Raw genomic sequence first — 20160 nt, 5'->3', positions numbered from 1 at the left:
TCAAAGGATGTATTGAGACAAATCTCTGTTCTTGACAAGGGTTGCTAACCGCTCTTGAACCATCTCTTTTGTGATCATTATTTTAGAATTAGCTTCAATCGTATCTGGTACATCAAACAGAAAATCATTCAATAAATGACTCATTACAGTATGTAATCTTCTGGCTCCGATGTTTTCTACTTCCTGATTAATCAAGAATGCCAATCTTGCGATTTCATCAATTGATTCATCATTGAATTCCAAATAAACTTCCTCTGCTTCAAATAGAGCTTGATATTGCTTGGTCAAAGCATTCTTTGGTTCTTTTAGAATTCTTGTAAAATCCTCTTGGGTAAGACTTTGAAGCTCAACTCGAATCGGAAATCTACCCTGCAACTCTGGAATCAAATCAGATGGCTTTGCCACATGGAATGCTCCTGCTGCGATAAATAAAATATGATCTGTATTAATTACACCATATTTTGTATTGACAGAAGAACCTTCAACAATCGGAAGTAAATCTCTTTGAACTCCTTCCCTACTTACATCAGGTCCACCACCATTTTTTCCGGACTTGGATGCTATTTTATCGATTTCATCAATAAAAATAATCCCATTATTCTCCGCCAACTTGATAGCTTCTTCTTTTACCTCATCAAAATCAATCAATTTTGAAGCTTCTTCTTCCAACAATACCTTTCTGGCTTCAGAAATACTCAACTTCCTTTTCTTGGTTTTCTTAGGCATCATTCCGGAAATCATATCCTGAAGTCCAGCCATGCTGGCATCATCAATCATTCCGTTACCAATCATACCTACTCCAACTGGAGAAGAGGCTTTTACATTGATCTCGATTTTGCGATCGTCCAACTCACCATTTCTCAGCTTCTCACGGAATCTCTCGCGAGTTCTTTCATTCAGCTCGGTATCATTGGTAGGTTCTGCATCTGAATCCACTGGAATACTTCGTGTGAAACCGGCACTTTTAACAGGTGGGATGAGAATATCCAAAATCAACTCTTCCACAGCCTCTGCCGCTTTAGCCTTTACAGCTTCATTTTTTACTTCTCTAACCAAGGCTACAGATTGCTCTACCAAGTCTCTTACCATGCTTTCCACATCGCGGCCCACATAGCCTACTTCGGTGAATTTTGAGGCTTCAACTTTTGTAAATGGCGCGTTTGCGACTTTGGCCAATCGTCTGGCAATTTCTGTTTTACCAACACCTGTGGATCCTATCATCAGGATATTGTTTGGCACAATATCTTTTTGAATTTCAGATTTCACCATCAAGCGGCGGATTCTGTTTCTTAAAGCGATTGCAACATTTCTCTTTGCATCGTGTTGCCCGATGATATATTTATCTAACTCCGCAACAATCTGTCTGGGAGTAAGTGATATGATATGCTCCATAATGATTTGTTAAACAACCCTTTTTTATAAGTCACTGATCTACGCTAACGAAAATAAAGTGGGTTGGATTTATTAGGGTTATGAAAAAAGGCAATACTGGAATCAGCATTGCCTTATGCTATGTTTAAGATTTGCTTTCTGAAGAAAGATTGAACTGTACAGGTCTATCTACTTTTGATTTTAGTAGCGCAATTTCCAGTACTTCATCCACTCGATCCACAAAATGAAAATCAATTCCTTTGATGTATTGTTGATCGATTTCTTCAATGTCTCGAATGTTCTTTCTACAAAGAATAATTTCCTTGATTCCAGCTCTTTTCGCAGCCAGGATCTTTTCTTTGATACCGCCAACAGGCATTACTTTCCCGATCAAGCTGATTTCTCCAGTCATCGCCACTTTCGCTTTCACCTTTCTTTGGGTGTAAACAGAAGCCATGGCAGTCAACATAGTAATACCAGCAGATGGACCATCCTTAGGAACAGCTCCAGCAGGAACGTGAATGTGTAAATCGTATTGATCAAAAACCCGATGGTCAATACCCAGAGATTCTGCTCTGGACTTAAGGTAGGAAAGCGCTGTCATGGCAGATTCTTTCATCACATCACCCAATTGACCGGAGAGGGTCAGTTTACCTTTTCCCCTACTCAAACTGGATTCTATAAACAAAATTTCTCCACCCACGCTGGTCCAAGCCAGTCCAGTAACTACTCCAGCAACAGAATTATCCTGATAAGTTTCTTTATCGAAAATTTCAGAACCTAAGATTTTTCTAACTGCGGTAGGAGTTATCTTGGTATCATATTCCTCCTCCATTGCAATGGACTTGGCAATATTCCGAACAACTTTCCCTATTGCTCTTTCTAGACTTCTGACTCCTGACTCTCGAGTATAATCCTCAATGATCTTCACCAAAGCAGCTTTTTCGAATGTAATCTGCTTGCTTTTCAAGCCATGTTCTTTCCTTTGCTTAGGTACCAAATGCCTTTTAGCTATTTCAACTTTTTCCTCCTGAGTATAGCCCGTAACCTCAATGATTTCCATTCTATCTCTCAAAGCCGGTTGAATGCTGTCAAGAGAATTAGCCGTGGCAATGAACAAGACTTTACTCAAATCATATTCAACCTCTAGGTAATTATCCAAGAATGTACTGTTTTGCTCCGGATCCAGCACTTCAAGAAAAGCAGAAGAAGGATCTCCTCTGAAATCAGAAGAAAGCTTGTCGATTTCGTCCAAAACATAAACAGGATTAGAGATCTTCACCTTTTTCATGTTTTGAATAATCTTGCCTGGCATCGCGCCAACATAGGTTTTTCTATGGCCACGAATTTCGGCCTCATCATGAAGACCACCTAGTGACATGCGGATATATTTTCTACCCAAAGCTTCTGCAATTGACTTACCCAATGAAGTTTTACCAACTCCTGGAGGGCCATACAAGCAAAGAATCGGGCCTTTTAAATCGTTTTTCAGCTTTAAAACTGCGAGATACTCGATGATCCTTTCTTTTACTTTTTCCAAACCAAAATGATCATGATCAAGAATGGCTCGTGCATTTTTAAGATCAAAATTATCCTGAGTGAATTCATTCCATGGCAATTCAACCATGGTTTCTGCATAATTCAAAGCAATCGGATATTCAGCCGCAGAAGGATTGATCCGAAGGATTTTATCCAACTCTTTCTCAAAATGTTTCCTTACATCTTCCGGCCATTTTTTCTGCGCACCTCTTGCCCTTAAATCCTCTACTTCTTTTTCAGGGCCTTCTTCTCCAAGCTCAGTCTGAAGGACTTTCATCTGCTGCCTCAAGAAATAATCCCGTTGCTGCTGATCGATATCGGTATGAACTTTCTTCTGGATTTCTGATTTCAACTCCAACATCTGTATGTCTTTCATCATAAACTCCAAAAGCAAAGTGGCACGATCTACTCCATCATTTATTTCCAACAAACGCTGTTTGGATTCTACAGGCGCATTGATGTTTGAGGAAAGAAAATGAGTTAGGAAAGGGGTATTATCAATGTTGTCTAAAGCTACCTGAGCCTCTCTTGGAATCTCGGGATTCAAATGCAAAATCCTAGTTGCAGCATCTTTCAATGACTCTTCAAGAGCTTTTATCTTCTTGGAGCTTTTAGGAAAATTCTCATCCAAGTAATCCACTTTGGCAATGAAATAAGGATCATCGGTGACTTGCTCCCTTACTTTGAATCTCTTCTTACCCTGAATGATAATGGTTGTGTTACCATCAGGAAGCACAATCATTTTTATGATTTTGGCAAGCGTACCCACTTGATAGATGTCTTCCCAAGAAGGATCATCATTATTAGGATTAATCTGTGCACAAACTCCTATTAATTTATCTCCTTTCTGGGCCTTTTTGACCAAACGAATGGAGCGCTGTCTTCCCACAGTAATTGGTATCACTACCCCTGGAAACAGCACTGTATTTCGAACAGAAAGAATCGGAAGTTCTTCTCCGTAAGATTCAGTTCCTTGTTCCTCATTTTCATCGTCGGTGATCAATTGGATTAGATCTCCTTCACCGGCAAATTCACCGGTCATTAAATTTTGGAACATTGGATTTTCGAATTGACTCATATAGACATATTGACAGTTAGGCTGTCAGGATTTAGCTAAAATAAAAGAAGAACCTTCAAAATGCGAAGGTTCTTCCTAAAAGGTCAAGGGTTATGCCAAACGGGGATATTGTCAGATTGGCAGGGAATTAATCAGAAAAATACGCTGGATCGATCTCAACTAGGAAATTCCCATCATACGCATATATCTTTCCATCTGCCTGAAACGAATAGTTCATCTCAAAACCTGAGACTCCATAGCCAGCATTCCATATTTTATTTTCAAAGGTTTTCAAATTGTATGCAGCCACAGATTGTTGATTAAAGTTGTAAACCCAATCACCTATAACGAAAAGCTCATTTGCTGTAGTAACTCGCTCATAGTATCCTAAATCCCTTACAAATTCCCATTCTTCGGTACTTTCGTTGAATTTTTTAATTACAGGATATATGGATTCAACATCATCCATTAAGGTATAGATCCCTCCATCATATCGGAATGTTCTAAATAAGATTAGGTATTCGTCATTATTGAACTCGCGGTTCAGCTTTTCCCAAGAATTGGATGCAAATGAATATTTAAAAACTCCAGGATCCCAAGTATATCCAACTGTAGTTTGGGTATATCCACCCTCGTAATAAAGGTGTTTTTGAGTGGCATAAACCAATTTCGGCTTGAGCGCTTTTGATGGAATATCTGCTAATCTTTTTAAACTATTCGTTTTGGGATCAAACTCCCAAAAAGACCCTTGACTTTCAGAACTGCTGACAGCCCCTAGGTAAATCTTACCATTGCTTGCAGAATATGAGAAGCCTCCTGCAAGATGAAAAACACTTTCCGGAGATTTGGCAACAATGCTCACTCCTCTTGTTTTAGGATCAATTCGGTAAACATTTCTATCCAAGAAAAAATAACCTATGCCATCGACTGTAACTCCTGATCCCTTAATAAATCTATAATCCCTGAATTCAGAGGGCATTTTTAAATAATTTAAATACGAATCAGTAAAATGAATCTCTGCAAAGTTTTGTGATTTTTGACCGAAATTGTTGGCAAAAATTTTCATTTCGCGAGTCAATATTTCTCCATTGAAATACATCACCACTTCATTTTCCGATGAATATTCGGAATAAGAACTTACTCCTGAAACATTGGTTAAAAACTCGTTTGCTTGGTATTGCTCGATAAAATTAGTACCCTTAACAAAAAAATATTCTCTGGAAGAACCTCTTATTTGTTGGCCTGGCTCAAGCTCTGAACCTTTCATTCTGAATACGTCCTTCATCGGATAATCTTTCCCTCGTATTCTCAGAAACAGGCTCCCATTTTTATAAATGTAGTTATTGATTTCAGCCAAAAACCCAACTTCATTTTCATCAAATGAGACCAAAGGCAATTCCCATCCTCCACCACTGTCATTTTTCATGATTACTTTCACTTCGTCTGAAAGAAGGTAATTACCCTTAACCACAACCTTTTCTTTGTAAAAAACCTCTTGGACAGGTTGAGGAATAAATTCTGGTTCTTTAAACTTGACAATTTCCCTCAGCTCTAAGGTCTTCCCAACGACTTTTAAGTTTATCGTCAACACGACATGTTCGTCATCCACTCTTTCTGTCTCAAACCAACTTGGAATTTTAATTTTAAATCCGGTATTGCTCAAATTTGAGACTAAAGCTGGTATTCCATTGACAGTCACATCATAATAAGCAGAGTTAGAACTCAGGTTTTCCCCAAAGACTAAAATTGTATCTCCAAAATATACTGGTTGCTTTAATTCAATTCTATTTAATACAAATCCTTCACTTCCCTGGGCTAAAAATGAGCTTGGTTCAGAATAAATAATTCCAGTATTTGTCTTCAAATAGGCAGCAACAAAATACGTTTTGCCTTTTATAAGTCCGGTTTTGGCTTTTAAAGTAAAAAACTCACTCGGTCTTCCTTGCTCACTCACAAAGTCCCCATATCCGATTTTCGGATTTTCTCCTTCTGAAAAGACAAAGCCATATTCCAATATTTCATCACTTCCATAATCAGTCATTTGGGCACGGAATTCCGCACCACCCTCAGAGATATCCTGAACCATCGTGACAGAAAACCGGGGATTTGTCCTAGGTATTACCTCTTCTTTTTCACAGGAAGAAATCAGTCCTATTAAAAGGAAAAAAGCCAATAATTGACGTCTCATGACCATTTTTAAAATTTAATCCCTAGACTTATTGAAACTGAAAAAGAATTATATTCCTTTTCGTGGTAATTAGGTAAATAACTGAGGTACATCGCTTTGGCATATTCTGCCAAGACCTCGGTATAGATACTTTTATTCGAGCCAGAAAAAATATTACTTCCTAATTTGATTGCAGGACTGAAAAGTTTAGGTCTTACATCGACTAAATCCTCATAGGTCAAAACTGTTTCTTTTATGGTAAGATTGGTTAAATCTACCAAGCCCTCTTCATTTTTGATTTTGCTAAAAACAAAACCTCCACCAAGCCCTAGATACAAATCCATGGACTCCCTTTTGAAAAATGTATAATTTAAACTCAAAGGGATTAATAAACTCCCCTGCCTTATATCTTGGGATCCGGTATATAAATACGAACCACTTATCTGGCTTACTAACCATGAGCTTGACATCAACCTATATCCCACTTTGAAGTCAAAACTTAGCCGTGGTGCTTTTCTAAAATCATGTAGCTGTCCCCCAACCATCGCCTGAACAAAATAAGGAGCCTGAATATCCATAGCTCTGCCTTCTAATGCCTCTAGTGCTTTTGGAGAAACCACTCCTCCACCAATCCCAATAGTTGGGGATACTTTCACCAAAGGAATTTTAGCTACATGAACCACATACTGATAATCCTCGCACTCGTGGAATTCAATTAAAACCTGGATTAAATCCTGCTCTTCCAAATCAGCCCGTTCTATCTTAGGCGCCAACTCAAGCCCACAACGTCCTGTCATTAAAAATTTCAAAGTACTTATATAGAGCTTTACAAATTTCTCTTTACCTGTATAGGTTTCCCTTGGAATAATTTTCAGTTCAATGATCTCCAATCCTGAATCAACAAAAAATTTATTTTTTCGCTCCAGAAGCTGGTATTTCCCTGAAAACAAAATCTGAGCAAATTGAAAATCTTCTGAATCAGGCAGCAACTTAGAGAGAAAAAATCTTCCATTGTCTAATCCAAAACCTTGAATTTGGTCTGGGGTGTAAGTGGTAATTTTTCCATCTTTTTCAAACTCTATAACCTCATAATCTGAAAAATCAAATGACCTGATAACTCTACCAAAGACTTTATCACCACTGGAGTCGAGGATAAAATCGCTTGGGATTCCTGATTCTGACGGGGTATTTTCCCATAGATTTTTATCGGTAAAGTCCTTTTGGCCATAGGCCAAAAAATTGGATAGATTAAAGAGCAAAATCAATAAAGCTACCCGGTAATATTTGTTAACCATATATTGAATAAATGGAGTGCTAGATAATTAGTTACTTTCAAATTAGCAAGCTCAAGTATTCAAATATTTTAATAATTAGTTATTATTTTTTTTAATATAAAACCCGGCCTTTCAGAGCGGAATTCCCAGGGTAAGGAAAAGACTATTTTAAACTCTTAAAAACTAACCCCAATCTTTAAACTGTTCATTGACATTGAATATTTGTAAATGATATCACTTGTTAAAACTGCATATCCTAAATTTGAGAATTTGTCAAATTGATATTCCGTAGAAATCCATGATGACTTTACTTTTCTTCGATAGCCTAGTTTCCACAAATAACCAGATGTGTTTCTGGTATCCAATAAAACAGGATCTCTTGGTCTGGTAATAATTGTATTTTCTTCATAAGGAGAATTAAATTCCCATTGGGAAATCTCTGATATACTTTCTTTTTTGGCTAAAGAATATGTAATTCCAGCTCCCAAATACAAACTCTGCTTTTCTTTATGAATCACATTGTAAGTAAAAACAGCGGGTAGCTTTATCAACCTCATTTTGAATTCTTCCTGATAAAATTCTCTTGCTTGACCTGGAATAAAGCCATCATCCGAAACTCTCCAGGTGTCTTCATATGATAAAAGAGAAGCCCCCAGCTGTGCCTTGGTTCGGGGAGAGAATTTTTGGAAAATCAAGTCAATAAGAATTTCAAAAGTAGGGGCGCTTCCTTGAGTAGTGAAAATCAAAGGATCCATTTTTTGATTGATCGAGCCAAAACCTACTGATGCTGAAAACCCAGGTTTGAAAAACGGAATTGACTTTCCATGTAATTCATACTCCAACCCTTTGCATTCATGATACGCAATAAAAAGTCTCTCCAATGAAGGATAGGAAAGATTTACTCCATTGACCATTTCTGTTATTTCTGGACTACAATCATCCAGTGCATAATGAAGGACTCCTAGATAAGTTTTTCTTTTAAGTTCACGACTGACCATACTGGTATTTTCCCTGCTGTCTACAGAAAGTAATATCGCCTCATCCCCCAAAATCAAATAATACCCGGATTTAATTACTCCAATTGATTTCTCACCTTCAAATGGAATCTGGAAAAAATGTCTCTCCTCTGTTCCTCTTACTTTTTTTGAGAGAAAATATCTCCCATTCTCAAATTTGAACCCATCAATTTGGGCAGCATCAAAACTTTTTTCCACTCCCCCATCAATTACTTTTAATTGATCGAAAAAAGAGAAATCTGATTCTCCCAAATAAGACATTTCAACAGATTGGCCGTCTTTTATCACAAGAAGTTTTGAAGCTTTTTGAGCCCACGAAAGTTGTGAAAAGAAGTACAATAGAATAACAATTGCAGGCTTGTAAAATTTCATATTTTTAACTCATTTTCAGGTCGTTAAATTATGATTTGGTTTTCATATTTTTTTCAAAGCGAAGCTCTTCCACCTAAAAATATATGTAACTAATTGATTTTCAGAACTACAATTTTTTGGATTTTTTTCAACAAAAAAAGTCGGGATTTCTCCCGACTTCAAAAATTGTATTTAAGGTTTATTTTAACCTCCTGTAAACAGTTTCAAGACATCATTTCCGATGGCAAAAACCATCAAAGCAAGCAAGATCACCATCCCTACTTTCTGGGCATTTTCCAAGAACTTGTCTGAAGGAGCTCTACCAGAAATCATCTCATAGAGCAAGAACATCACATGCCCTCCATCCAATGCTGGGATAGGCAACAAGTTCATAAATGCCAATAACATGGATATCAATCCTGTGATTGTCCAAAACTTCGTCCAGTCCCAAACATCTCCATAAATTTTAGCCATCCCAATCGGACCACTGACGTTTTTGGCAGAAACCTCTCCCGTAAACATCTTTCCAAGAGCTTTAGCATTGACGATTACCACAGTAAAGGCTCTTTCTGTTCCTTTTGCCAAAGCCTCCCCAAATCCATATTCCCTTCTAACTGGCTCGATTAATGGCTTAACGGCGATATCAATCGTACCTCTATCCGTTACTGCAACAGTGGCTTGAGTTGTATCACCATTTCTAAGTAAGGTTACAGTCGCATTTTGATTTTTAGCTTCTGCCAAAACCTCTTGTAGGTCATTGAAATAGTTGATTTCTCTTCCGTTGATTGCTAGGATCTTGTCCTCAGGTGTAATTCCTGCTTTCTCAGCAGCTCCTCCCTCATCAATCACAGACAGTTCAAATGGATATCGGATATCCACAAAATTATCCAAGGCCTCTTGTTTATTGAACGAATTGATAAATCCTCTCGGGATTTCAATTTTCAGGATTTCTCCATCTCTATCAACTGTGTAATAACCATTTTCAGAAAGCAAGGCAGATCCACTACTCAGATCATTGATGCTTACATATGGCTGACCATTCAAATCCAGGATTTTATCACCGGTCTTTAGACCAATAGATTCACCAATATCATAAGCAACGATCCCATTTTCAACGACTTGATCTCTCGAAAAATAGGTTTCTCCATTGTTGAAAACCAAGATCACAAAAATCACAATCCCAGTGATGACGTTGACAATAATACCTCCAAGCATCACGATCAATCGCTGCCAGGCTGGTTTTGCTCTAAATTCCCAAGGCTGTGGTTCAGCTGCTAGCTGCTCGGTATCCATGGATTCATCCACCATCCCAGAGATTTTCACAAATCCTCCCAAAGGAATTGCTCCGATAGAATATTCAGTTTCTCCCCATTGGAAACCAGCGATTTTTGGGGGAAAACCGATAGAAAATTTCTCTACTCGCATGCCAAACATCTTGGCTGTGAGCAAGTGACCCAACTCATGCAAACCTACCAGGATTGACAATCCCAGGATAAGCTGGCCCACCATAATCAATGTATCCATTATACTTTACGCTTAATTAGTTGTTCTGTAATTTCTCTTGCCCTGCGATCCGTCTCCACATAATCCTCCAGATTTGGGTGTAAGATATATTCTGTTTTCGAAAGTGCCTCACCGATCAGGTCGGACATTTCCAGAAAACCTACTTTCTCTTGTAGAAAAGCTGCAACAGCAATTTCATTGGCTGCATTCAATATACAAGGGGCATTTCCTCCCTTTGCCAATGCATCATAGGCTAGTTGCAAATTCTTAAATGTCTTTAAATCTGGTTGCTCAAAAGTCAATTGTGGGTAATTCATAAAGTCGAATCGCTCAAAATCACTTTTCAACCGATCCGGAAAGCTTAGGGCAAACTGAATGGGAATACGCATATCAGGTAGTCCGAGTTGTGCTTTGAGAGATCCGTCCTCAAACTGAACCAAGGAATGAATGATACTCTGAGGATGCACAACGACATCTATCTGCTCAGTTTTCAGCCCAAAAAGCCATTTGGCTTCTATGACTTCCAAACCTTTGTTCATCAACGAAGCAGAATCAATGGTGATTTTTGCTCCCATCTCCCAATTGGGATGTTTTAAGGCTTGAGCTTTAGTAACCGTTTCCAGGAAAGTTCTGTCTTTTCCTCTGAAAGGACCACCAGATGCCGTCAAAATGATCTTCTCGATTGGATTGTGAAACTCACCAACCAGACATTGGAAAATAGCAGAATGCTCAGAATCTACAGGATAAATATTTACTCTGTTTTCTTTTGCAAGAGCTGTGATAATTTCCCCTGCTACCACTAGAGTTTCTTTGTTGGCCAAAGCAATCTGCTTTCCAGCTTTAATGGCATGGATAGTTGGGATCAGGCCTGAATATCCAACCAATGCAGTTAAAACCACATCAATGGTTTCCATTTCCACCACCTGTGCAATGGCTTTTTGCCCGGCAAATACTTTAATGTCTTTTGGAATCAGAGCCTCTTTGACCTCTGCGTATAAAGCTTCATTCCCTATCACTACAGCATTGGGAAGAAATTCCAAAGCCTGTTGAATCAAAAGAGCTGCATTATTTTGGGCAGTAAGTACCTCGACTACAAAGTCTGAAGAATGTTGGCGGATTACCTCCAAGGTCTGAGTACCTATACTTCCGGTGCTGCCTAGGATGGCTACGCGCTTTTTTTCTGTCATTCTCAAGGGATTTTGAGCAATTAAACCTTTGTATTTATAAGAAGGTTTACTCAATGAGCTGACAAAATTACAAGATGCCTAGACTTTTCCTTGTACTTATCGTCAGTTTTTACGGGATGGGCTGATTTTTGCTCGATTTCGATACAAGTTTTTGCCTGTTTCTTAAAATTTGTGAAGCACAGAACTTGATTTTTCATCCAAACGTCAAACAGATAAAATGAACTCTATGAAAAGTCTTATCAAAACTACCGGAGTTTCCTTCCTGGCTGGACTTGCAGGAGCTGCGGTTTGGACTCAATTTACTTTCCAGGAACCTAAAAACTCATCCTTTTCTCTTCCTGATCAACCGGATACAGAAATGAGTTTTGCTTCGGAGTATTCCCCAAGTACGCGTTCAGAACCTCCGCTATCTTTTGTTGATGCTTCGGAAAATAGCACCCAATCTGTTGTATTCATAAAGAACTTTTCCGGTACCGATCCGAGAAGGTATAGCATGTTTGATTATTTCTTTGGATCAGGACCATCCCAACAGGTAAGCTCTGGTTCTGGAGTGATTATTTCCGAGGATGGCTATATCGTCACCAACAACCATGTGATCGATAGAGCAGAAACTATTGAAGTAATCCATCAAAAGAAAACATACAAAGCCCGTCTCGTAGGCACTGATAAAAATACTGACATCGCGGTTTTGAAAATTGATGCAGAAGGACTCCCTGCGATCCGTCGCGGCAGTAGCAGAGATTTGAAAATCGGAGAATGGGTTCTGGCGGTCGGAAACCCGTTCAATCTAACTTCAACCGTTACTGCTGGAATTGTTTCTGCGAAAGAGCGACAGATCAATATTCTGGGAGGAGATTTCCCATTAGAAAGTTTCATTCAAACAGATGCCCCTATCAACCCGGGCAACTCTGGAGGAGCTTTGGTCAATGTCAATGGCGAACTCGTGGGTATCAATACAGCGATACTTTCTAGAACAGGTTCTTACACCGGATATGGTTTTGCTGTTCCAGTGGATATTGCCATGAAAGTCTCAAATGACTTGATCCAATATGGGGAAGTTCAAAAGGCAATCCCAGGAATCGAAGCTGTGGAAATCACTCCGGAATTGGCTGAGGAAATGAATATTAAAACCTTAAATGGAGTTATCGTAACGCATGTGGTTCGGGATGGAGCCGCAGAAGAAGCTGGCCTTCAACGAAATGATGTAATCACCCAATTGGGCAATCAACCAATCACAGGAATGGGAAGCTTTGAAGAAGCACTTTCCTATTACTATCCTGGTCAGGAACTTCCCGTAACTTATAATCGAGACGGTCAACGCAAAACTGCTCAGCTGAAACTTCAAAATCTGGAAGGTGGAAGTGGAATCTTAAAAAGAGAGTATTATAGTTCTGCTGTCTTAGGAGCAAAACTTGAAGCTGTCAATACCATAGAAAAAGATAAAATGGGCGTGGAATACGGAATCAAATTAACTGGTATGACCAGAGGTTACTTGAGAGATCTTGGATTGAGAGAAGGTTTTATTATTACTCAGATTAATAGAGAACCAGCCCGAGATCCTAAAACCGTCGGAAAATTCTTGGAAGAATATAGTGGTAAACTCTTGTTGGAAGGGGTAGCGTCCAGTGGACAACCTTTTATGCAGAGCTACACAATCCGATAAAATTTGATCGCTTGATATAGGTGACAGATTGTAAAAATTTGTACCTTATTTAAAAGTAAGAACCCATGAAGACCGTACCCCAAACCTGTGAACAATGCTTTGAAGAATTCAGCACGGCATTGGAAGATCTGAGTATTTATGTGAATCGAGCCAAAAAAATTGGTCTCACTGAAGCACAGGCACGAGAACTGATCATCAATTTTGAAGTGGCTCATGAACTTGCTTTGAAAGTGATCACGAAATATTTCGAGAAACAGAAAAAAGGTCCATTTTCAGGTTCCCGTGATTTGACCGTCGAGGCATTTCACGCTGAGTTGATTGATGATGGTAAAGCCTGGCTAGACATAGTGATTGATAGAATTCAATATAATCCAGTCTATGCGATAGATACCCAGGAAAAATTCATCCATAATATTCAAAACAATTACTTCCGATTATTGGAACGGTTTGAAGATACGATGGGTAAAAAATTGAATGAATAAAAAAGAGCGGCAATGCCGCTCTTTACTTTTTAATAGAATAAAAACCCTGAAGGTCCTCTTCCAGTCTCAAAGGATCTGATTTCGGCTCCTTCCTTGTCATAAACTGTAATTGTTCCGTTTCCTTGAAAACCATTTGAATTGGCAACATATAATTCATCTCTGCTTTTATCGTACCCAATTCCATAAAATCCGCTTCCGCTCATCCAATCCAAATCTAATTCTGGTCCCAAGACAGAGACTCTGGAAACTCCGTCGATATAGTCTGGCCAACCAGTGCTGGTCACCACGTAAAAAATATTATCGTTCCCAAAAGCAATTCTTCCTGTTGCATTAGCCACAGGCAAAGCATTGGTAGTTGCTTTGGTAAAATTATCCATGTGGAATGATTGGAAATACACTTCATCATTACCTGTCGAAAATAACCAGACTCTCCCATCGGATTCAAAAAACTGGGCAGGATGACCATCTACTTCCAAGACTTTAATTACTTCTTCTTTGTCTGCATCAATAATTTCTACTTTTCCTTCCTCTGATCCTGCCACGAAAATATATTTCCCATAAGCGAATAGATCTTCCGGTTTGTTTGATACCTCAATTTTCTTGGAAACCACGCCTCCATTTAATCCATCCACAACTGCCACATAAGAATCCGGAGTGGCATAAGATGCATTGTAAGGCCCATAATCCGAAATAAACAATTTGCTTCCTACCACTTCCAACGATCTTGGCTGATCCAAACCACCAGAAACTGCTCCTGTACTTTTAAATGTGCCTGCATCAACTATCTCTACCTTTCCAGTATTGGCTACCAAATACAAGTTTTCACCAGCAGGGACCATATCTTCCAGCAATCCAGCAAATGGTCTGAGATTCTCCGCTTCAAATACATTTGATTTCAAGGTTTGAGTAGCAGGATCCAAATGGTAAACCTCTCCATCATTTGTTCCAAAATTGCCTTCATTCATGATCAAAATCCCTTGCTCATAGGCTCCTCTTGGTTGCTCTGAATCAGAATTAGAACAGGAGAAAAGGATGAAACTGAGCAAAAATGCTCCTAACAGTTGGTTGAGTTTTAACTTCATAAGTTTATTGATAAATTAAATTGAAAAGACCTTCCTGGCATGGCGCGTAAGTAGAGCACCTGATAGTTTTTATTGAAAATATTATTGACTTGGAAACTGACTGGGAAAGAAAGTTTTCCCCATTGGATTCGATTGAAAGAAACACCTCCATTGAAAAGCTGGTAGCTAGGCATCAATCTCGGATTATCTGCTGTCACTGATCTTTCACCGACGAAAAATGAGCCTAAAAATGCTCTAAAAGCATTATTTCCAAAGTTGAATTGTCCATTGGCCTGATGCTGAGGAGTGTATGGCAATTGCTTTCCTATAGCTGGATCACTCTCTCCGATCCCTTTGGTGGAAACAGCCCGATTCCAAGAATAGGACCAGATTAATTTCCAATCCCAAGCACCCAATTTTCCTTTGACCGCCCCCTCGTATTCGATTCCTTGATTGCTGACATTTCGGATATTATCTGGAGTCCAAACCGATCCCTGAGGCAACCAAATGATCCAATTGTCTACACTCATTCGATAATAGGTAATGGAATTTGACCAGTTTATTTCTCCCAAAAACTGATGCGCAAACCCAATTTCCCCACTGGTACTTTCTTCGGGTAATAAATTCGGATTTCCACCAGGCTCCCAGAACCTGTCATTGAGCGTTGGAACTTTAAAACCTTTTCCAACAGACGATTTTAGCAACAATTCTTGCTTCTCGTTTTGGATAACTACCCAGTCCATTCCCAGGCTAGGTGTGAATGGTGCCCATTGGTCCTGATAAATCAATTCTCTTAAATTCAAGGAAAAAGCTAGTCGATCAGAAGCCTTAAACTTGGCAGATTGATAGGATTCAATCCGCTGGTCACTGGTGGAATATGTGCTCAAATCAGCCTGAACCTGTGTAAAGCGCAACCCTCCTTTGATCGTCCAATGATCCGAAATCACCTGATCCCAATCCCCTCCAACAAAAAACTGTCCCGTTTTACTCAGACTTTCATTAAAAAGTAATTCATCCTTGACCATCCCAATTTTTAAATTTAAAACTGAGTGATTGCCAAATCTGAAATAATCCAAAGCGGCTCGGAGACTTTGGTCAGATTGCATATCCTGCGTATTTGAACCCATCACAGGTTGGATTTCCCTATCCGCTTGATTGAACCAAAATGCTGCTTTAAGCTGATGATTGGAATCAAAATTCCAGGCCAAATCCTGTACAATTCCTTTTTGCTCGAATGCAGCGTGATCTTCTTTTACCAGAGGTGTACTAATCTGTCCCAAATCCATGTAAGGAAAATTGTTTTTGGAGAACTCCCTGTAAACTTTGGTAGAAAGACTTAGATCATCAGTAGAATATGAAGCTTTGAGATGTGTGTTGTATTTCCCAAAGCTCCCAAACTGCTGGCCTATAGAAGCATGGAATTCTTTTCCAAACTCAGGAACTGTCAGAAGGTGAACGGATCCGCCAATTGCTTCATTGCCGAAAAGTGCACCTGCGTTTCCAAATTGGAGACTTAGCTGATCAATTGCCGCCATGGGTAAAATGGAGAGGTCACTTTGGCCGAGGGAGGGGCTATTGATCGGCAAACCATTCCAAAATAAAGCTGTATGCCCTGCAGAAGTACCTCGGAAAGATGGAGAAGCCAGCATTCCCGCTCCATACTGGCGCACAAAAACCGGCGATTGCTCTTGCAGCAGATCTGCCAAAGCTCTGCCTTCAAAATCCATCAAATCTTTTTTGCTCCAAGAAATCACCTTTTGACCTTGAGCAAAACGATCCAAAGCTGGAGCATAAACTTCCACCTCAGACAATATCACCGTATCCTGAGGAGTAGGAATAAATCCAAATAGGGAAACCACCCACAAAAACAAAATCATGCCTGATCGAATTAAACTTATCGCTATTCGATTCGGCTTGAAGAGAAAATAGAAGAAATGAATCTCTTTCGAATCAGTAAACCCTGATTCGATTTCTGGCGCATTCTTCATTGCTTTTCCTCCGAAAGCACAGAATCATGAAATGGCAGGTCTCCTGGCTTACCCGATTTTGTCTGCCTTCTCAGCCCGGAATCTTTCGGGCCAATGGCGAGGGATGACAAAACCATGTGTAGAAAAATCCACAGGGCTTACAGTTGCGGGGACAGCTTCGGTTTTACACCGAATTCCCTTTTAATCCCGGATTTAAAATTCAAATCCAAGAACCTATTTCAGCCACAAACTTAGCTGGGATTATCTTCAAAAAAAAGCAGAGCAAATTTCTTTTTTTTGGAAGTAGAAAAATCTGAAGCTTACTTTGAGCCCCGAAAACGAAAATTTTCCAATGGAAAAAACCAAACCTTTTACTCTTTTATTTTTATTGATTTTCAGTCTTTTATCCTGTAATTCTAAGGATCAAAAAGTTGAGAATTCTTTGGAAAAAATTCCTTTGGACTATGCGAAAGGTTTCGAAATTTTTAAAGGAAATGGCTATTGGGAAATCGAAGTAAGTCAACCTTGGACTGGCGCGACACAAAGTTTTCGTTACCTGATTTTGGAGGAAAAATCGGAAAAACCATCAGGAGATTTTGATGCAATCGTACAGCTTCCAGTGAATGAAATCATACTCACTTCCACCACACAGATTCCTCATTTGGACATGCTAAATGCTTCTGAAAAACTGATTGGATTTCCGAATACAGATTTGATTTCCTCAGTAAAAACAAGGGCATTAATTGATCAAAAAAAAGTAAAAGATCTGGGTTCTGGTCCGTCTTCAAACCCTGAAATGATCATCGATACAGCACCGGATTGGATCATGATTTCTACTCTCGGAGATGATATCCGCTACTTGGATTTATTGAAAACTGCCGGAGTTCCTGCTCTGATTAATGGAGAATATGTGGAGCAGCACCCACTTGGAAGAGCCGAATGGATCAAATTCACAGGTATCCTTTTAGGAAAATACGAGGAGGCAAAAGAAGTCTTTGAAGAAGTGGAGCAATCCTATTTGGATGCAGAAAAACTGATCAATAAAGCAGACAGCACTTCCTTTCCGACAGTCCTAAGTGGAATTCTATACCAAGACATTTGGTATGCCCCGGGAAGTGATAGCTGGGGAGCTAAAATCCTCGAAAATGCCGGTGGAAATTACATTTTCAAAGATCAAAAAGGTACAGGAAGTGCTCAGTTGAATTACGAATATGTACTGGATAGAGCATTAGGCGCAGATTTCTGGATCGGTTCTGCAGACTTTCCAAGTATCCAGAAAATGGGTGAATCAGAACCTAGATACCAGGCTTTCGAAGCATGGAAAAATGGAAAAGTCTATTCTTACACTCAAAAGAGAGGAGCAACTGGCGGTTTGGAATATTTCGAATTGGGATATATGAGACCTGATCTGATTTTAAAAGATCTGATCAAAATCCTTCATCCAGAACTTTTACCAGATTATGAGTTGTATTTTTATCAACAACTCCATGAAAAATAACCGATCCATTTTCTTTCTGAGTGCGGGACTCATCCTACTGATTGGTAGCTTTTTGCTAAATATCAGTTTGGGATCGGTTGCTATTTCTCCGATCGAAATTGTGAAAGGGATATTTACCGGCGACTGGGTCAAAGAGTCGACGAAACAAATTATTTTGAACTATCGGCTTCCAAAAGCTTTGGTAGCAATTTTTGCCGGATTTGGATTGAGCTTGAGCGGACTACAAATGCAGACCTTTTTCAGAAATCCATTGGCAGGACCTTTTGTTCTTGGAATCAGTTCTGGAGCTGGTTTAGGAGTAGCAATATTAATGTTGGCTGGGACTATTTTTGGATTTTCCAGTACATCGGATTTCAATACTTGGGCCATTGCTTTTGCGGGAACAATCGGAGCAAGTTTGGTTTTGGTAATGGTAAGTTTGGTGGCCTGGAGAATCAAAGACAGCATGACTTTGTTGATTGTCGGTTTGATGTTTGGATCCGCAGTTTCAGCCATCATTTCAGTCCTTTCTTATTACTCCAATGCCGATTCCCTTAAGCTGTTTACAGTCTGGTCCATGGGAAGTTTGGGAGGTTTGGGTTGGTCACAGGTTTGGGTTTTGCTATTGATGATAGTATTGGGATTTTTACCCATTTTGGCCTCTGTCAAATCCTATAATGCGATGCTTTTGGGCGAGAGTTATGCCAAAAGCATGGGAATCAATCCGTCCACTATCCGTTGGTTTATGATCTTGAGCACAGGATTATTGGCTGGAAGTATCACTGCTTTTTGTGGGCCAATTGCTTTTATCGGAATCGCAGTGCCTCATCTGGCGAGAATGGTTTGGAAAACTGCTGATCATCGGATTTTATTCCCGGCTTCTGCAGTAATGGGAAGCATACTTTTATTACTCTGTGATGCCATCTCTCAGCTTCCGGGATATGCGCAAACTTTGCCGATCAATGCCGTAACATCTTTGGTTGGAGCTCCTATTGTGATCAGTCTGGTTTTGAAGAAAAACTTCAGTAAAGAATTCTAAAGATGAAGAGAGAAGCCATTTCCGGAAAAAATCTATCATTGGGCTATCAAAAAGGCAATGACAAAAAGACTATTCTGGAAGGATTGAATTTTTCCCTTCAATCCGGCGAACTCACCTGCTTGCTAGGTCCCAATGGTGTTGGAAAATCCACTTTGGTCAAAGCCATTTTAGGAGAAATCAAGCCATTCAAAGGTGAGATTACGATTGGAGGAAAGACTAATTCTGATTTCTCGAATGCTGAATTGGCCAAAGAACTTGCGGTTGTCCTAACTGAACCGATTTTACCGGGGAATATGACTGTGTCACAACTTGTGGCTCTAGGCAGAATTCCATACACCAATTGGACTGGAAAGTTAAATCAGCTTGATCGAGAAAAAGTCAATCAAGCACTCGCTGCAACAAAAATCACCTACCTGAAGGACGAGCGCCTCTCTGAAATCAGCGACGGACAGCGACAAAAAGCTATGATAGCCAGAGCTTTGGCTCAGGATGGAAAAGTCATGATTCTTGACGAACCCACAGCCCATTTAGACTTGGTCAATCGCTATGAAATCATGCATCTCCTTCGAGAAATCTGTGTAAATGAGGAAAAAGCAATCCTAGTCGTAACCCATGATTTGGAAATTGCATTGGAAACTGCGGACCAATTTTGGCTACTGAATTGCGGTACGCCTTTGATTGCAGGATTACCTGAGGACTTGGTGATTTCAGGTCAGATTAATGAACTACTTCCAGGTAAAGAATTTCATTTCGATCCTGAAAAAGGCAAAATTCAGAAGACTTCGGATTTACCTGCTTGGAATATTTCAGGAGATAAAAATTTGACTTATTGGATTCAAAAGGCTTTTTCAAAGAAAAATATTGGGCTTTTAGATAACCTGATAGAAGTCAAAAATGAACCATTCCAAATACTTTTTGAAGGAAAGACCTTTCTTTCTTTGGAGGAATTTTTCAAATTTTTGGGAAGCAGAAAAAGCTGAAATCTGTCAGAAAACCTTCAGGAAAA

At 39.4% G+C, this 20160-nt stretch carries 14 protein-coding genes and 1 riboswitch; of the genes, 5 read left to right on the top strand and 9 right to left on the bottom strand.

Going from position 1 to position 20160, the window contains the following annotated elements; all coding sequences use genetic code 11:
* The 7 genes from hslU to J0A69_RS07425 form a co-directional block, all read right to left on the bottom strand.
* On the bottom strand, nucleotides 1-1392 hold the full coding sequence (hslU, locus tag J0A69_RS07455) for an ATP-dependent protease ATPase subunit HslU (RefSeq protein WP_206585943.1): 1392 nt from the start codon (nucleotides 1390-1392) through the stop codon (nucleotides 1-3).
* A gap of 124 nt (nucleotides 1393-1516) precedes the next feature.
* Nucleotides 1517-3988: an endopeptidase La gene (gene lon / locus J0A69_RS07450; protein WP_206585942.1), complete on the bottom strand. Its 2472-nt coding sequence runs from the start codon at nucleotides 3986-3988 to the stop codon at nucleotides 1517-1519.
* A gap of 127 nt (nucleotides 3989-4115) precedes the next feature.
* The gene (locus J0A69_RS07445; RefSeq protein ID WP_206585941.1) at nucleotides 4116-6155 is read right to left on the bottom strand and encodes a Kelch repeat-containing protein; all 2040 of its coding nucleotides are present in this window, start codon (nucleotides 6153-6155) and stop codon (nucleotides 4116-4118) included.
* Between the two features lie 8 nt (nucleotides 6156-6163).
* Nucleotides 6164-7429: a hypothetical protein gene (locus J0A69_RS07440; protein ID WP_206585940.1), complete on the bottom strand. Its 1266-nt coding sequence runs from the start codon at nucleotides 7427-7429 to the stop codon at nucleotides 6164-6166.
* Nucleotides 7430-7584: 155 nt separating this feature from the next.
* On the bottom strand, nucleotides 7585-8796 hold the full coding sequence (locus tag J0A69_RS07435; RefSeq protein ID WP_206585939.1) for a hypothetical protein: 1212 nt from the start codon (nucleotides 8794-8796) through the stop codon (nucleotides 7585-7587).
* A gap of 183 nt (nucleotides 8797-8979) precedes the next feature.
* Nucleotides 8980-10299: an RIP metalloprotease RseP gene (gene rseP / locus J0A69_RS07430; RefSeq protein WP_206585938.1), complete on the bottom strand. Its 1320-nt coding sequence runs from the start codon at nucleotides 10297-10299 to the stop codon at nucleotides 8980-8982.
* Complete coding sequence (locus J0A69_RS07425) at nucleotides 10299-11465, bottom strand: 1-deoxy-D-xylulose-5-phosphate reductoisomerase (protein WP_206585937.1); 1167 nt, start codon at nucleotides 11463-11465, stop codon at nucleotides 10299-10301. Before J0A69_RS07425 ends, rseP begins: the two co-directional genes overlap by 1 nt.
* Before the next feature lie 226 nt (nucleotides 11466-11691).
* On the opposite strand from J0A69_RS07425, the gene J0A69_RS07420 reads away from it, so the two are divergent.
* A complete protein-coding gene (locus J0A69_RS07420) occupies nucleotides 11692-13128 on the top strand; it encodes a S1C family serine protease (RefSeq protein WP_206585936.1) in 1437 nt (478 codons plus the stop codon).
* Between the two features lie 65 nt (nucleotides 13129-13193).
* Nucleotides 13194-13610 (top strand): nucleotidyltransferase substrate binding protein, encoded by a 417-nt coding sequence (locus tag J0A69_RS07415; RefSeq protein ID WP_206585935.1) that lies wholly within the window; start codon nucleotides 13194-13196, stop codon nucleotides 13608-13610.
* A gap of 29 nt (nucleotides 13611-13639) precedes the next feature.
* On the opposite strand, the gene J0A69_RS07410 is transcribed toward J0A69_RS07415, so the two are convergent.
* Both J0A69_RS07410 and J0A69_RS07405 read right to left on the bottom strand, forming a co-directional pair.
* The gene (locus tag J0A69_RS07410; protein ID WP_206585934.1) at nucleotides 13640-14692 is read right to left on the bottom strand and encodes a YncE family protein; all 1053 of its coding nucleotides are present in this window, start codon (nucleotides 14690-14692) and stop codon (nucleotides 13640-13642) included.
* Nucleotides 14689-16548 (bottom strand): TonB-dependent receptor, encoded by a 1860-nt coding sequence (locus J0A69_RS07405; RefSeq protein ID WP_206585933.1) that lies wholly within the window; start codon nucleotides 16546-16548, stop codon nucleotides 14689-14691. Before J0A69_RS07405 ends, J0A69_RS07410 begins: the two co-directional genes overlap by 4 nt.
* A 127-nt stretch (nucleotides 16549-16675) precedes the next feature.
* Nucleotides 16676-16891, bottom strand: a riboswitch (cobalamin riboswitch).
* 99 nt (nucleotides 16892-16990) lie between these two features.
* Here J0A69_RS07405 and J0A69_RS07400 point away from each other — a divergent pair.
* Genes J0A69_RS07400 through J0A69_RS07390 form a run of 3 tightly spaced genes read left to right on the top strand, consistent with a single transcriptional unit; the run spans nucleotide 16991 to nucleotide 20134 of the window.
* The gene (locus tag J0A69_RS07400; RefSeq protein ID WP_206585932.1) at nucleotides 16991-18136 is read left to right on the top strand and encodes an ABC transporter substrate-binding protein; all 1146 of its coding nucleotides are present in this window, start codon (nucleotides 16991-16993) and stop codon (nucleotides 18134-18136) included.
* Complete coding sequence (locus tag J0A69_RS07395; protein ID WP_206585931.1) at nucleotides 18126-19154, top strand: iron ABC transporter permease; 1029 nt, start codon at nucleotides 18126-18128, stop codon at nucleotides 19152-19154. The genes J0A69_RS07400 and J0A69_RS07395 overlap by 11 nt, the downstream gene beginning before the upstream one ends.
* A 2-nt stretch (nucleotides 19155-19156) precedes the next feature.
* Nucleotides 19157-20134: an ABC transporter ATP-binding protein gene (locus tag J0A69_RS07390; protein WP_206585930.1), complete on the top strand. Its 978-nt coding sequence runs from the start codon at nucleotides 19157-19159 to the stop codon at nucleotides 20132-20134.
* The last annotated feature ends 26 nt before the right edge of the window (nucleotides 20135-20160 follow it).

The organism is Algoriphagus pacificus, assembly GCF_017254845.1.
GTDB classification, from domain to species: Bacteria; Bacteroidota; Bacteroidia; order Cytophagales; family Cyclobacteriaceae; genus Algoriphagus; species Algoriphagus pacificus.
This window is presented reverse-complemented; position numbering and strand designations above follow the sequence as displayed.

Excerpts from the sequence above, each read along its gene's own strand:
- J0A69_RS07435 (WP_206585939.1), bottom strand. The coding sequence starts at position 8,796 with ATGAAATTTTACAAGCCTGCAATTGTTATTCTATTGTACTTCTTTTCA.
- J0A69_RS07420 (WP_206585936.1), top strand. The coding sequence starts at position 11,692 with ATGAAAAGTCTTATCAAAACTACCGGAGTTTCCTTCCTGGCTGGACTT.
- J0A69_RS07400 (WP_206585932.1), top strand. The coding sequence starts at position 16,991 with ATGGAAAAAACCAAACCTTTTACTCTTTTATTTTTATTGATTTTCAGT.
- J0A69_RS07415 (WP_206585935.1), top strand. The coding sequence starts at position 13,194 with ATGAAGACCGTACCCCAAACCTGTGAACAATGCTTTGAAGAATTCAGC.
- J0A69_RS07440 (WP_206585940.1), bottom strand. The coding sequence starts at position 7,429 with ATGGTTAACAAATATTACCGGGTAGCTTTATTGATTTTGCTCTTTAAT.
- lon (WP_206585942.1), bottom strand. The coding sequence starts at position 3,988 with ATGAGTCAATTCGAAAATCCAATGTTCCAAAATTTAATGACCGGTGAA.
- J0A69_RS07405 (WP_206585933.1), bottom strand. The coding sequence starts at position 16,548 with ATGATTTTGTTTTTGTGGGTGGTTTCCCTATTTGGATTTATTCCTACT.
- J0A69_RS07445 (WP_206585941.1), bottom strand. The coding sequence starts at position 6,155 with ATGAGACGTCAATTATTGGCTTTTTTCCTTTTAATAGGACTGATTTCT.
- J0A69_RS07395 (WP_206585931.1), top strand. The coding sequence starts at position 18,126 with ATGAAAAATAACCGATCCATTTTCTTTCTGAGTGCGGGACTCATCCTA.
- J0A69_RS07425 (WP_206585937.1), bottom strand. The coding sequence starts at position 11,465 with ATGACAGAAAAAAAGCGCGTAGCCATCCTAGGCAGCACCGGAAGTATA.
- hslU (WP_206585943.1), bottom strand. The coding sequence starts at position 1,392 with ATGGAGCATATCATATCACTTACTCCCAGACAGATTGTTGCGGAGTTA.
- J0A69_RS07410 (WP_206585934.1), bottom strand. The coding sequence starts at position 14,692 with ATGAAGTTAAAACTCAACCAACTGTTAGGAGCATTTTTGCTCAGTTTC.
- rseP (WP_206585938.1), bottom strand. The coding sequence starts at position 10,299 with ATGGATACATTGATTATGGTGGGCCAGCTTATCCTGGGATTGTCAATC.
- J0A69_RS07390 (WP_206585930.1), top strand. The coding sequence starts at position 19,157 with ATGAAGAGAGAAGCCATTTCCGGAAAAAATCTATCATTGGGCTATCAA.